General features: G+C 60.5%; 9 protein-coding genes. 2 read left to right on the top strand and 7 right to left on the bottom strand.

All coding sequences use genetic code 11. The features are described from left to right. The first annotated feature begins 99 nt into the window (after positions 1-99). Both aceF and lpdA read left to right on the top strand, forming a co-directional pair. The gene (gene aceF, locus ACYVHK_RS21455; protein WP_460536403.1) at positions 100-1,713 is read left to right on the top strand and encodes a dihydrolipoyllysine-residue acetyltransferase; all 1,614 of its coding nucleotides are present in this window, start codon (positions 100-102) and stop codon (positions 1,711-1,713) included. Between the two features lie 9 nt (positions 1,714-1,722). Beyond that, on the top strand, positions 1,723-3,495 hold the full coding sequence (lpdA, locus tag ACYVHK_RS21450; protein WP_460536401.1) for a dihydrolipoyl dehydrogenase family protein: 1,773 nt from the start codon (positions 1,723-1,725) through the stop codon (positions 3,493-3,495). Positions 3,496-3,614: 119 nt separating this feature from the next. Here lpdA and ACYVHK_RS21445 read toward each other — a convergent pair whose 3' ends face one another. The 7 genes from ACYVHK_RS21445 to ACYVHK_RS21415 all read right to left on the bottom strand — a co-directional run bounded on the left by ACYVHK_RS21445 (position 3,615) and on the right by ACYVHK_RS21415 (position 14,394). After that, positions 3,615-5,885, bottom strand: coding sequence for a putative bifunctional diguanylate cyclase/phosphodiesterase (locus tag ACYVHK_RS21445; RefSeq protein ID WP_460536399.1), 2,271 nt, complete (start codon positions 5,883-5,885; stop codon positions 3,615-3,617). Beyond that, positions 5,878-8,088 (bottom strand): HDOD domain-containing protein, encoded by a 2,211-nt coding sequence (locus ACYVHK_RS21440; protein WP_460536396.1) that lies wholly within the window; start codon positions 8,086-8,088, stop codon positions 5,878-5,880. The genes ACYVHK_RS21445 and ACYVHK_RS21440 overlap by 8 nt, the downstream gene beginning before the upstream one ends. A gap of 340 nt (positions 8,089-8,428) precedes the next feature. Next, positions 8,429-9,853 carry a pyruvate kinase gene (gene pyk / locus ACYVHK_RS21435; protein WP_460536394.1) on the bottom strand — a complete coding sequence of 475 codons (1,425 nt, stop codon included), beginning with the start codon at positions 9,851-9,853 and terminating at the stop codon, positions 8,429-8,431. 150 nt (positions 9,854-10,003) lie between these two features. After that, positions 10,004-11,200 (bottom strand): glycoside hydrolase family 18 protein, encoded by a 1,197-nt coding sequence (locus ACYVHK_RS21430; RefSeq protein WP_460536391.1) that lies wholly within the window; start codon positions 11,198-11,200, stop codon positions 10,004-10,006. Positions 11,201-11,284: 84 nt separating this feature from the next. After that, positions 11,285-11,770: a nucleoside deaminase gene (gene tadA, locus ACYVHK_RS21425; RefSeq protein ID WP_460536389.1), complete on the bottom strand. Its 486-nt coding sequence runs from the start codon at positions 11,768-11,770 to the stop codon at positions 11,285-11,287. A 9-nt stretch (positions 11,771-11,779) separates the two neighbouring features. Beyond that, on the bottom strand, positions 11,780-13,438 hold the full coding sequence (gene recN, locus ACYVHK_RS21420; RefSeq protein ID WP_460536387.1) for a DNA repair protein RecN: 1,659 nt from the start codon (positions 13,436-13,438) through the stop codon (positions 11,780-11,782). A gap of 77 nt (positions 13,439-13,515) precedes the next feature. Then, positions 13,516-14,394: a diacylglycerol kinase catalytic domain-containing protein gene (locus tag ACYVHK_RS21415; RefSeq protein WP_460536385.1), complete on the bottom strand. Its 879-nt coding sequence runs from the start codon at positions 14,392-14,394 to the stop codon at positions 13,516-13,518. Positions 14,395-14,477: the final 83 nt, after the last annotated feature.

Here is a 14,477-nt window from a genome sequence, read left to right as displayed (position 1 = left end):
TTGAAGTGAGGAGTGAGCGAGGCACCCTTGCCCGCTCACTTGCGTGTAAACAGGCCGGACACTGGTTCGGCCGAGCCCTAATCCCTCACAGGACCGCATATGAGCAATCTGATCGAACTGAAAGTACCCGACATTGGCGATGCCAAGGATGTCGACGTGATCGAGGTATTCATCAAGCCGGGCGATATCGTCAAGCTGGAAGACTCGCTGATTACGCTGGAAACCGACAAAGCCAGCATGGAAGTGCCTGCCAGTACTGCCGGCGTGGTCAAGGAAGTCCGACTGAAGGTCGGTGACAAGGCCAGCGAAGGCACCGTGGTCGCCGTGATCGAAGTCGGCGCCGAAGCAGCAGCCCCCGCGCCCGCTGCAGCCAGCCCGGCTCCGGCACCGACCCCAGCCGCTGCGCCAGCCGCCGCTCCCGCAGCCGCAGGCGGCACCATCGAGGTGAAGGTGCCGGACATCGGCGACGCCAAGAACGTCGACGTGATCGAAGTCTTTGTGAAGGTTGGCGACACCGTCAAAGCCGAGGACTCGCTGATTACGCTCGAGACCGACAAGGCCAGCATGGAGGTCCCCTCTCCCAGTGCCGGTGTCGTACAGAGCCTGGCCATCAAGGTCGGTGACAAGGCCTCGGAAGGCACGCTGATCCTGACCCTGGCAGTCAGCGGCGCAGTCGCAGCGCCCGCGCCTACAGCAACGCCTGCAGCCCCACAGGCCAGCGCACCGTCGCCAACACCGGCGCCTGCAGCAGCCCCAGCGCCTGTCGCTGCGACGACCAAGATCGATGAGGCCGCCTTCACGGCTGCCCACGCCAGCCCCTCGGTACGCAAGTTCGCCCGCGAACTCGGCGTAGACCTGTCCAAGGTCAAGGGCAGCGGCCCCAAGGGTCGTATCGTGGCCAGCGACATCCAGGGATTCGTCAAGAGTGTGATGAGTGGCGCAGTAGCTGCCACAACACCGGCAAGCGGTGGTGGTAGTGGCCTCGATCTGCTGCCATGGCCCAAGGTCGATTTCGCCAAGTACGGCCCGGTCGAATCCAAGCAGCTGAGCCGTATCAAGAAGATTTCCGGCGCCAATCTGGCACGCAACTGGGTCATGATTCCGCACGTCACCCAGTTCGACGAAGCCGACATCACCGATATGGAAGCCTTCCGCAAGGAAATGGGTGAGGAGCTGAAAAAGCAGAACCTCAAGATCACCCCCTTGGCCTTCATCATCAAGGCCGTCGTGGCGGCGCTCAAGAAGTTCCCGGACTTCAACAGCAGCCTTGATGGCGACAACCTGGTGCTGAAGCAGTACTTCCATATCGGCTTTGCCGCCGATACGCCGAACGGCCTGGTCGTTCCGGTCATCCGTGATGCAGACAAGAAATCCCTGATCGAACTCGCGACCGAGACCGGCGCGCTGGCCGCCAAGGCACGCGACGGCAAGCTGTTGCCGGCAGAGATGCAGGGCGGCTGCTTCTCCATCTCATCGCTCGGTGGTGTCGGTGGTACGGCCTTCACACCTATCGTAAACGCGCCGGAAGTCGCCATCCTCGGCGTGTCCAAATCCAGCATCAAGCCGGTATGGAATGGCAGCGAATTTGCGCCACGCCTGATGCTGCCGCTGTCGCTGAGCTACGACCATCGCGTGATCGACGGTGCCTCTGCCGCCCGCTTTACGACCTATCTGTCGCAAGTGCTGGGCGATATCCGCCGGCTGATGCTGTAAGGGACCGACATGAGCAATGTGATTGAACTCAAGGTACCGGACATCGGCGATGCCAAGAACGTCGATGTGATCGAGGTCTTCGTGAAGGTAGGCGACACCGTTGCCATCGAAGACTCGCTGATCACGCTGGAAACCGACAAGGCCAGCATGGAAGTGCCCGCCAGTAGCGCGGGCGTGATCAAGGCCATCCACGTCAAGGTGGGCGACAAGGTTTCCGAAGGTAGCGTGATCGCCACCGTCGAAGCAGCAGTTGCCGCCGTAGCCAGCCAGCCGGTTGCTGCAGCCGCGCCCGCCGCGTCAGCCAGTCCTGTAGCAGCACCGCAAGCGGCGAGCCACACCGGTGGTGCCGACGTGGAATACGACGTACTGGTACTCGGCGCAGGGCCAGGCGGTTATTCGGCCGCTTTCCGTGCCGCCGACCTGGGCCTGAAGACCGTGCTGATCGAGCGCTATGCCACGCTGGGTGGTGTTTGCCTGAACGTCGGCTGCATCCCCTCCAAGGCGCTGCTGCACAACGCAGCCGTGATCGACGAAGTCAGGCACCTAGCAGCCAACGGCATCAAGTACCCCGAGCCGGAAATCGATATCGACGCGCTGCGCGGCTACAAGGAAAAGGTCATCGGCAAGCTGACGACCGGCCTGACCGGCATGGCCAAGGCCCGCAAGGTCGATGTCGTCCGTGGCTACGGCCGTTTTCTGGACCCGAACCATATTGAGGTCGAACTGACCGAAGGTGAGGGGCAGGCCAAGACGGGTGGCAAGCAGGTCATCAAGTTCAAGCAAGCCATCATCGCAGCCGGCTCCCGCGTGGTGAAGCTGCCCTTTATTCCGGAAGATCCGCGCATCGTCGACAGCACCGGCGCACTGGAGCTCAAGACAGTACCCAAGAAGATGCTGGTCATCGGCGGTGGCATCATCGGCCTGGAAATGGGCACGGTGTACTCCACCCTGGGTGCGCGCCTGGACGTCGTGGAAATGATGGATGGGCTGATGCAGGGAGCGGATCGCGACCTGGTCCGCGTCTGGCAGAAGATGAACGCCTATCGCTTCGACAACATCATGCTCAAGACCAAGACGGTCGCCGTAGAAGCCAAGCCAGACGGCATCTACGTGACCTTCGAGGGCGAGGCGGCACCCAAGGGGCCGCAACGCTACGACATGGTACTGGTCGCCGCTGGCCGCGCACCCAACGGCAAGCTGATCGGTGCCGAGAACGCCGGCGTGGCGGTTACCGATCGTGGCTTCATTGAAGTCGACAAGCAGATGCGGACCAATGTGCCGCATATCTTCGCAATCGGCGATATCGTGGGTCAGCCCATGCTGGCGCACAAAGCCGTGCATGAAGGCCATGTCGCGGCGGAAGTCGCCGCCGGTCACAAGTCCTACTTCGACGCACGTGTCATTCCGGGCGTTGCCTACACCGATCCGGAAGTGGCCTGGGTGGGCGTGACGGAAGACGACGCCAAGAAGCAGGGTATCAAGATCGAGAAGTCGGTCTTCCCGTGGGCCGCCTCGGGCCGTGCCATCGCCAACGGCCGCGACGAAGGCTTTACCAAGCTGATTTTCGATGCGGAAACACATCGTCTGATCGGTGGCGCCATGGTCGGCACGCACGCTGGCGATATGCTCGGCGAAATCTGCCTGGCGATTGAAATGGGTGCCGACGCCGTGGATATCGGCAGGACCATCCATGCCCACCCGACACTGGGCGAATCCATCGGCCTGGCAGCCGAAGTATTCGAGGGTAGCTGTACCGACCTGCCACCGGCCCGCAAGAAGTAAGCGATTCCGGACAACAGCAGTCCATGAAAAACGCCGGTCCCTCAGGGCCGGCGTTTTTCATTGCAGACATATCGAAAGCCGGGCAAGTATCGGTGCCCACGGCTTTACACGGTTGTCTTTCAGACCAGCGACACCACCTTCTCGGCCTCGACACGTACCTGCGCAGGCAATCGCTGGGCAATCTCCAGGGCCGGCACCGGATTACTGAAGAAATACCCCTGCATTTCCGGGCAGCCGAGCGATTCCAGGAATCGCATCTGCGCCGAAGTCTCTACGCCCTCCGCGATCACATTCAGCCCCAGGCCACGGGCGATCGAAATGATCGCCGTAATCACCGGTGCCCGCGTCGTGCTCTCGTCGACATCGCGCACAAAGGACTGGTCGATCTTGATCGTATGAAAAGGCAGCCGATGCAGGTAGTTGAGTGAAGAGTAGCGGGTGCCAAAATCGTCGATCGCGATATTGAGACCGTACTGAGACAGCTGCTCCAGTTTGCTGATGGTCTCCGACACATGCTTGATGCAGATGTTCTCGGTAATCTCCAGCTCCAGGGTTGCCGGATCGATCTGGAACTCCCTGACGCTGGCCAATACATCGTCCACGAAGCTGGGGCGATCCAGATATTTGGGGGAGATATTCACAGCCACCCTGAAATTGTCCAGGTCGTAGGCTTGCCAGCGGTGCAGGTCCTGGCAGACCTGCCGTAATGCCCAGCGGCACAGGTCTTCGATCATGCCAGCCTCTTCGGCCAGCCCGATGAACTCACCGGCAGCCAGGAGGCCCCGCTGCGGATGATGCCAGCGTATCAAAGCCTCGCAACCCACCATCTCCAGCGGCCCCACCTTGTACTGGGGCTGGTAATACATCTCGAATTCCTTGCGCTCGAAAGCACGATGCAACTCCGACTCCATCACCAGCATATGGTCGGTAGCGTGCTGCATATCGTGCGAGAAATGCGCGAAGCCGTTCTTGCCTTCACCCTTCACGTGGTACATCGCCATGTCGGCACGGCGTAGCAGGCTGACGGGTGTCGACCCATCCTGCGGATAGTGGGCGATACCCATGCTGCAGGAGATATAGCACTCCTGCTCATCCAGGAAGAACGGTCGCCGCAACTCATCCAGCACCTTGCGGGCAATGACTTCCACGTCCTGCCGGGAACGCACGTCAGGCAGGAAAATGGCAAACTCGTCCCCACCCAGCCGCGCCAGCGTATCGCTCTTGCGTACCGCGGCCTTGAGGCGGCTGCTTACCTCACGCAAGAGCTCATCCCCTTTCACATGGCCCAGGGTATCGTTGATGCTCTTGAACCGGTCGAGGTCGAGGAACACCAGCGATAGCTGTTCGTCGTTACGATTCGCCTGCATCAACGCAAGCGACAGGCGATCGTTGAACAGCACCCGGTTAGGCAGATCAGTCAGCGTATCGAAGTAGGCATGGTAGGCAACCCGCGCTTCGGCCCGCTTGCGCTCGGACACATCGCGGGCCACGCCATAGGTGCCCAGGAACAGATCCTCCCTGCCATCGGAGGACTTCTGCGTATAGACGCCAGTCGCATTGAGCGAGATGGTGATGTAGCCATCCGCAGCAAAGTGGGTACGCTCGGCATAGCCAGGCGCACAGCGCATCCGCAGCTCCACATTGCGCGACGCACGCTGGCCCCGGCGACGCTCATTGAAGGCGAAATGCGCCAGATTCACATCTTCGGCATGAATCAGTTCAATGAAATTCCGGCCGATCAGGTCCGACTGATCATAGCCGAGCAGCGACTCGGCGCGCTCGTTGAGGTAGGAGAAGTTACCCCAGGGGTCCAGCATGTAGATCAGGTCTGGCGAGGCATCGACGAGATAGCGGTACATCTGTTCGGAATCCGCCAGCCGCGAACGGATCTGCTGGTTTTCCCGCTCGAGGGCACGCTTGGCCAAGGCATTGTGTACCTTCTGGATCAGGTCTTCCGGCTCGTAAGGCTTGCGCACATAGTCGAAGGCACCACGGCGCAACGCCCCGATAGCGGAATCAATATCGGTATTGCCGGAAACCACGATCACCTCGGCATCCTGCCCCTGGGCACGCATGCTATCCATGATCTGCTGGCCAGGAATATCGGGCAGTCCCAGGTCCAGCAAGGCAAGGTCAAAGCGGTACTCGGCCAGCAAACGCAGTGCGCCTGCACCATCGCCGCTGCTATGGATCAGATAGTTGTAGGGTGCCAGCAGAGCCTGCAGGCTCTCGAGCAAGATGGGCTCGTCATCTACCAGCAGCAGCCGCGCAGGCTCACCACCCAGCGCACGTACACCGTGCATTGCATTGCTGAGCTGCTCGTTCTGTCGTATCTGATGGTCCACGTCGGTTCCCCCGATGCCACTCTGTTTGTTCTTGCTATCAGCCATTGTCGATCGATTGCGCTTCCGTGATTTCAGTTACAGCCTGCAAGCGCGCTGCAGGATGGGTCGGCAACAGTACCGAAAATTCGGTGCCGTGCTGGTTGGAACGGCATGACACATAACCGGCGGCACATTCCACCAGCTCTTTGACAATGGCCAATCCAAGGCCCGAGTGCGCGGGGCCTTTGGTGCTACTGACCGGCTTGAAGAGCTGGCCCAGCAATATCGGCGCAATACCCGGACCGCTATCCCGTACCCTTAACTCAATGAACAACTGCCCATTCCGGTTCACAGGGCCATGCGCTTCGAGGGAAATTTCGCCGGCCTGGCCCCGCAAAGCCTCCAGTGCGTTCTTGGTCAGGTTCAGCAATACCTGCTTCACCATCGCCCTATCCGCCCCCACCGCCAGCAACTGGCCGTCGGCATGGGTACTCAGTTGAACGACGCCGTGCCCTGCCTGCGGGCTAAGGACCAATTCCTCAAAGAAAGACGCGACCTCCTCGATCAGGTCCACCGCGTCAAAACCAGACCCCGTCGATGCGGCAGCCAGTACCGGCTCACCAAGTCGGGACAGGATATGACCGACCCGATTGATTTCGATGCGGATGATATCCAACTCGCGTCGTATATCCTCGGCATTTCCAGCACCCGCCTCTACCAGCCGGTGAGCGAGCAGGCTCAGGTAGTTCTTGATGATGCTAAGCGGGTTGTTGACCTCATGCGCTACCACCCTGGCATGTTGCCGATAGGCCTGGTGCCGCTCGTGTGCCTCGATACGACTGGACTCCCGGCATCGGCGTGCCAGCAATAGCCCTTGGGCCGCCTGGGTAGCCAGAGCCAACAGGAAGGGCTCACGCACACCCAGCGCATCCAGCGCGCCCTTCCCTGTCTGCAGGATCAATACACCCAGGCGCTCGTCACCCTCCAGCAAGGGTAGGCAAAGCAGCTTGTCTGCATCCAGAACGTCGAGCAGTTGGCGGTCAAGCAGAGGGCCGCCGCCAGCGCTGATCTCAGTCAGGCGACCGGTTTGCAGGGCCCGCGCCACGGCGGAATCTGTCGCGTGCAAAGGCAAGGTCAGTTCACCGAACCTGCCTGCCGACGGTTGCAGAGGCTGGCCCTGCAGCAGGCATTGACCCGCTTCACGCATGAACACGCCCGGACAAAGCAGACCGAACAGGATATGCAGGGTATGGGCAAAGGTCCGCAGCACATCGGTCTCGCCACACCCATCGGACCAGGCAGCCAGCGCGGCAGGCTCGTTGAGCCGCAGCCTCGTCGCATGGCAGAGCACCATGTGCTGCAGAGCCTCTGTCAAGGCTCGACGGCTGGCAGCTTCATCGTTCCATACCGGCAGCAACTGGGTCGCATCCGGGTCAAGTTCGTTGCCGGGATAACGGCAGATACCGCTGATATCGACACCCAATCTGCCGGCCGCCTTGTGTACCTGAAGACGTGCCAGGTTGCCGATGCGTCGGCAATATTGGGCATCAAGCCCACACAAGTCCATCGCTACCTGCTCGGCAGCCAGGATCGCCTCCCGGTCGATCGGGTCCTGGTAGAGGACCCTGGCCAGACGGCTGGCAACATGGGTAATGCGGATCAGCGGATGGGCATGAGCCAGGGTGGCCGCAGCTTCATGATGGTAACGGACACTATCGGCAATGAAGCCATCAAGCCGCCAGCTATCCACCAGCCAGGCCCCGACGACGGCATGGGTCGTGCCCAGTTGCTGCAATTCGTGCGAGCAAAGGGACTCGTCCGTATCGTCCAGCCGGAACAAGGGGGTGTACTGATCGGGCACTGCGGCCAGGAGCCCCAGCCTGCCAACATCATGGAGCAAGCCGGCCAGGTAAGCCTCCTCGCCGTGCGGGTACTGGCAAGACTCGGCCATTTCCTTGGCAAGCGTGGCCGTCGTCAAAGCATGGCACCAGAACCGGCGCATATCGTGACCATGCCCATCGGCAAACGCACTGAAAACCTGGAAGACAGACTCACTGATGACAATGGTCTGGATGGCGTCCCGGCCCAGCCTGACGAGGCAATGATCCAGCCGCCCAACCTTTCCGGCAGCACCTTGGCTGGCCGCGTTGGCAGCCGACATGACTTTGGCGGCAAGCGCCGCATCCTGAGCAACCAGCTCCGTCAGTTGACTAAAATTGCTGGCTTCGTTCTGGCAAAGCTGCAGGAGTTTGAGCAATACCTGAGGCATGGCAGGCAGTCTGGCGACCGTCAACCTCGTTTCAAGCGCCTGCGGTAGCGTTGGACGACTAATTTCCGCTTCCCCTGTATTTAACTACTTGCGCGGAATACATCCTTTTAATCTTAAACCAATATTGTAAGAAATAACCAGAAGCATATGAATCCATTTACTTATTTCCAACAAAGCATCATCAATACCGGTCTTGTTTTCCATCACCGAATTAAACCTATATAAATAAATGCTAATTTATAGCGGCGTTCAAATCGACCCCCCTCCGATTTAAAAGACAGTTTTTATCCAATAAAAAACCGCCCCTAAAGGGCGGTTTTTGGTTTGGCAGTACACCCGCTCAGGAGCGTTGGGCCACTCGCACGATTTTCATCGTATTGGTGCCACCCATCTGGCCAACGGTATCACCCACCGTGACGACGATCAGGTCACCGGGCTGCACCAGGCCGTGCTCGAGCAACTTCACCTCGGCCGAGGTCAATAGCGACTGCTGGTCGCAATCATGCGCCAGTGTCATCGGGAACACGTCGCGGAACAGGCTGAGACGGCGATAGGCACCGATCTCCGGGGTCATCGCATAGATAGGTACACCGCAGTTCACACGGCTGGTCCACAGGGCGGTAGCCCCCGTCTGGGTCAGCGCGACAATGGCCTTCACCTTGAGGTGGATGGCCGTAAACAACGCTGCCATCGCGATGGATTGGTCAACCCGGTTCAGGTCCCGGCTGAGGAAATCGCGGTCCAGCCGATAGTCAGACGACTTCTCCGCTTCGATACAGACACGCGCCATGGCCTCGACCGTCTCGACCGGATATTTACCGGCAGCCGTCTCGGCCGACAGCATCACCGCATCGGTGCCATCCAGCACCGCATTGGCGACATCGCTGACTTCGGCACGGGTCGGCACCGGGCTGGTGATCATCGACTCCATCATCTGGGTCGCGGTGATGGTCAGCTTGTTCTTGTCACGCGCCATGCGGATCATGCGCTTTTGCAAGGCAGGCACCGCGGCATCGCCGACTTCCACGGCAAGGTCACCCCGCGCCACCATGATCACATCGGACGCGTCGATCAGCTCTTCCAGGTTAGCGATCGCCTCGGTCCGCTCGATCTTGGCCACGACCTGCGCCTTGCTGCCGGCAGCCAGGATCAGGGTACGGGCCATGTACATGTCGGCGCTGCTCTTGGGGAAGGAGACGGCCACGTAGTCCGCCTCCAGCTTGGCGGCAACCTTGATGTCTTCCATGTCCTTGGCAGTCAGCGCGGGTGCCGACAGACCGCCGCCCTGGCGATTGATACCCTTGTTGTTGCTCAGGACCCCGCCGATACGCACGCGGGTGTGGATGGCACTGCCTTGTACGCTCTCCACATCCAGCACGATACGTCCGTCGTCCAGCAGCAGGACGCTGCCGGCGCTCACGTCACGCGGCAATTCCTTGTAATCGAGCCCGACTTTCTCATCGTTCCCCAGCTCACATGCCGCATCCAGGATGAATGACTGTCCGGGCTCCAGATTGACCTTGTTCTTCTCGAACTTGCCGACACGTATCTTGGGACCTTGCAGGTCGACCATGATGGCAACGGGCAGGTTGAGGTTGGCGGCGACGTCCCGGACCATCTGGGCCCGGGCGATATGGTCTTCGGCCTTGCCGTGCGAGAAGTTAAGACGCACGACATTCACACCAGCGGCGATCAGGCGGGTGAGTACATCCGGCTCGTTGGTAGCGGGCCCCAGTGTAGCGACGATCTTGGTGCTGCGTTGCATGGAAGAAGCACTCCTGGCTTGGGTGGTAGTACTTATTGCAGATACCGGGGATACCGGCTCCACATCGTTATGTAGTAATAATACAAGCCCGATGCGATGTAATCCGCAGCAATTTGACTACGCACACCAAATACCTGCTTTCCAGCCCCTTCAACGGGTGTCGGCGCGCAAGCGAAGATGCAATCGATCAAGCAGTACCTTGCCACTGTCGTTCGTCAACTCCCAGAACATGGCGCCTGCCAAGCCCTTCTGCTTGAGGAACTGTAGCTTGTAGTCCAATGACTCCGGGTCTTCATAGCTGATGAAATCTCCCGTCTCGGCCTTGAACAGATAAGGCGTCCTGGTGACATCGTTCCAGTAGCGTCGGTAGCCATTACGGTCGATGTAGTCGGACACCAGACGATCAAAGCTGATCGAGCCTTCCGAGTTTGCCCCTGCCCCGGGTCCATTGCAATCCTGATACTGACCATTGCCCTTCGCTGCACAGCGGCCCCAGGCATAGCCGTAGAAAGGCACGCCCAGGACGATCTTGTTGGCGGGCACCCCAGCCTGCAGATAGAGATCGACCGCGCTCCCCACGTTGGCCGTTGCCGATGTGCCCGGTTGCAGATAGGCCGGATCATGATGAAGCGGTGCGACATGGCCCGAAAACTTGTTCCATAGGCCATTGAAGTCATAGCTCATCAGATTGACCCAATCGAGATAATGGATCGCAACCGACATTTCGGTATGGGCCAGCCAGCGCTCGCCGGCACCGGTTGCACTGGTGAGCAGGTAGTGACGCTTGCCAGGCCGGCCGGCACGATCCAGCCCATCCCGCAGCGCCTTCAGCAGCAAGGTGTAGTTCGCCTTGTCCTCCGGACGCCGGATATTGCCCTCCGCACCACCTTCAACCGGATACTCCCAGTCGATATCCAGGCCATCAAAATCGTAACGATGCATCAGGGCGACCGCGCTGGCAGTAAAGCGCTGGCGGGCCTTGGGGTTGAGCGCGACATCCGAAAAGTATTTGGACCAGGTCCAGCCGCCGATTGAAAGCAGCACCTTCAAATGGGGATGTTGTTGCTTGAGCACGCGCAATCCCGCCAACTGCTTGCTGTCGGCGTTATCGGAGGAGGGATTGTCGAGCACCGCCTTGCCGTTGCGTATATTGGCGAAGGCGTACATCAGATGCGTCAGTTTTTCCGCAGGAATGCGATCAGGCCGATAAGCCTGCCGCTCCGCACCTTCGCCGTAGTAGTAGGCAATGACCTTGTATTCGGGTCCGGCTGACGCCAGTTCCGCTCGGGCAGCGGGAAACGAGAAAACAAGGGACAGCAGGCACAACCGGGCAAGCAAGGCTTTCACGAGGTCTCCGTCGGATAGGCAATACGACAAGGACCACAGCATAAGCCGGACAACTACAATACCGCAATAATACCACTTCCCATATCAGCCCTGCTCGCCAGCCTTCAGCTGCTTGGCCTGGCGGCGGCGTTCGGCAAAGAAATCCCTGAGCTGCTGGCTGGCCTGATCGGCGAGCAGACCCGCTTCAACCTCGGTGTGGTGGTTAAGCTGGGGGTAGGCAAACAGGTCCAGCACGCTACCGGCAGCACCGGTCTTGGGGTCGGCCGCGGCATAGAACACCTTGGCGAGCCGGGCGTGCATGATGGCGCCGGCACACATGACACAAGGCTCCAGCGTCACATACAGCTCGCAACCCGGCAGGCGGTAGTTGCCCAATATCTGCGCGGCGGCGCGTAGCGCACGCATCTCCGCATGGGCACTGGGATCATGCAGGGCAATCGGTGCATTGCTGCCTGTCGCGATGACCACCCCATCCTTGACCAGCACCGCACCCACCGGTACTTCGCCACGATCGCGGGCTTCGTCGGCCTGTGCCAGCGCCAACTGCATGAATTCGGTCGCATCAGCCATGGTCAAAGCTCAAGCTGCACCGAGCATTTCCGCCGCATGGCGACGGGTCGTGTCGGTAATGTCCACACCACCCAGCATGCGCGCAATCTCTTCAATACGCTCGGACTGATCGAGATAGGCAATGCGGCTCAGCACGGACTGCTTGGTCTGGGTCTTGCTCACCTGGAACTGATGGTCGCCATTGGCCGCCACCTGCGGCAGGTGGGTGATGCACAGCACCTGGTGACGCTTGCCCAGGCGCTTCAGCAACTGGCCCACGATTTCCGCCACCCGGCCACCAATGCCCACGTCCACTTCGTCGAAGATCAGCGTCGGCACCGCTGCCACCTGACTGGTGATCACTTGCAGCGCCAAGCTGATACGCGAAAGCTCGCCCCCAGAGGCGACCTTGGCCAGCGGTCGGGCCGGTGCGGTGGCATGTGGCGCCACCTGGAATTCGACCTGCTCCAGACCAAACGCAGCAGGTACTTCCAGTGGCAGCAAGGCGATCTCGAAACGACTGCCCGCCATGGCCATGGTCTGCATTTCCTTGCTGACCGCCTTGCCCAGAGAGGTAGCGGTACTGCGCCGCGCCTTGCTCAGGCGCTCTGCGAGCGTACGGAATTCGGCTTCCAGCTTGCGGGCGGCCGCTTCCAGCGTCGCCAGCCCGTCACCACCGCCCAGCTCGGCCAGGCGATCCTGCCAGCCGGCCAGCCGCTCGTGTAGCTGTTCAGGTTCAATACGGTATTTGCGGGCCAGGCGGTAGATATCATCCATGCGCCGCTCGACCTCACCCAGGCGCGCCGGGTCCAGCTCGACCCGATCGGCGTAGTGGCGCAAGGCGTGCACGGCTTCAGACAGGTTCGCATTGGCTGCGACCAGCAGGTCCAGGGATTCACCCAGCGTCGGATCCAGCGCAGCAAGGTCCGCCAGCCGCGACTGTACTGTTCCCAATAGCGACTGCACATTGAGCTCGCCATCAGACAGCATCTCCAGCGCTTGCTGCCCACCTTCGATCAGGCTCGCCGCATGACTGAGTCGGCTGTGCTCGGTCTGCAGCTCCGCCCATTCGCCGGCCGCCAGCTTGAGCGTGGTCAGTTCATCGATCTGCCACTGCAGGCGCTCCCGCTCCGCGGCAAACTCACCTTCATGCTTGCTGGCCAGGGTCAGTTTTTCTTCGGCCTTCTTCCAGGCGGAGAACGCCTGCTTCACCTGACGGGCCAGTTCAGTCTGGCCAGCATAGGCATCCAGCAGGCTGCGCTGGGCGTCCGGTCGCATCAGCGACTGATGCGCATGCTGGCCGTGGATATCGACCAGGAACTCGCCGATCTCGCGCAATTGCGCCAGCGTTGCAGACTGTCCGTTGATGAAAGCGCGCGAACGACCGCCGGCATCGATGATACGACGCAGCAGCAGGTTGTCCTCCTCGCCACTCAGCGCGTACTCGTTAAGGCACTCAAGCAGTGCGTCCCGACCGCGCACATCGAAGCGGGCGGAGAGATCGGTCTTGTCCGCGCCGTGCCGGACAACGCCTGCCTCCGCCCTCGCACCGAGCAACAGGGACAGCGCATCGATCAGGATGGACTTGCCCGCACCGGTCTCACCGGTCAGGACGGTGAAGCCCGCAGCGAAGTCGAGTTCCAACTCGTCGACGATGACAAAATCGCGAAGGTGCAGGGAAAGCAGCATGGAGGGACGCTAGGCAGGGTTGACGAAATGGCCGGCAAGCCGCCTGGGGCCATGACTTGGTCCCAGGCAAGGACGTTTTAAAACAGGCGCTCACCCCAATGCAGTTTGGCGCGGAGCATATCGTAGTAGTTGTACCCCAGCGGATGCAGGATACGTAGCGAATTACGGTAGCGCTTGATGGTGACCCTATCCATCTCCCGCAGATCAAAGTGGGAATGCCCGTCAAAGTGCACCTTGACCTCGGAGCCCCGCGTCAGCATGAACTCCACGGTGGAAGCATCGTTGACGGCAATCGGTCGCGCCGTCATCGTTTGCGGACAGATAGGCACCAGCGCAATGGCCGGCACGGTCGGATGCAGTATCGGACCACCGGATGCGAGCGCATAGGCGGTCGAGCCGGTCGGCGTGCTGACGATCAAGCCGTCCGAGCGTTGGCTGTAGACAAACTGGTCGTCGATGAATATTTCGAACTCGATCATCGAGCCCAGCGAACCACGGCTGAACACCACATCGTTGAACGCCAGCGCACTGTGCACCTCCCGCTCATCCCGAATGACCTTGGAGGAAAGCAGCATGCGTTCTTCAGGTACAAAATCACCGTCGAGCATGCGGGGGATGACCGTCTCGATATCGTCCACGCCCACGTCGGTCATGAACCCCAACCGCCCCTGGTTGATCCCCACCAGCGGAATACGGTAAGGCGCCACCAGCCGGGCAATGGACAGCATCGTGCCATCACCGCCCAGCACGATGACCAGGTCGGCCAGCTTGCCGATCTGATCGGGCGGAACGACCTGAGCATCGGCAATCGGGTGTTCGGCTGCGGTATCGGCGTCGAGGATGATGCCGGCGCATTCATGCTGGCGCAGCAAGGCCGCCAGGCGACGCAAAGGCCCGCCGATATTGGGACTGTTCCGACGCGCCACGAGCGCGATTTTCTTGAAGAGCATGCTCATGGCTGTGATTTAACCACAAGGCATATGAAGGCGGTTAGTCCGCAGAATCGCGCCTGTTGCAAATCAAGGCAAAGTACCGATAC

The organism is Chitinimonas naiadis (assembly GCF_054780835.1).
Note: the sequence above shows the minus strand (reverse complement) of the source record. Positions and strands in the feature narration are given on the sequence as shown.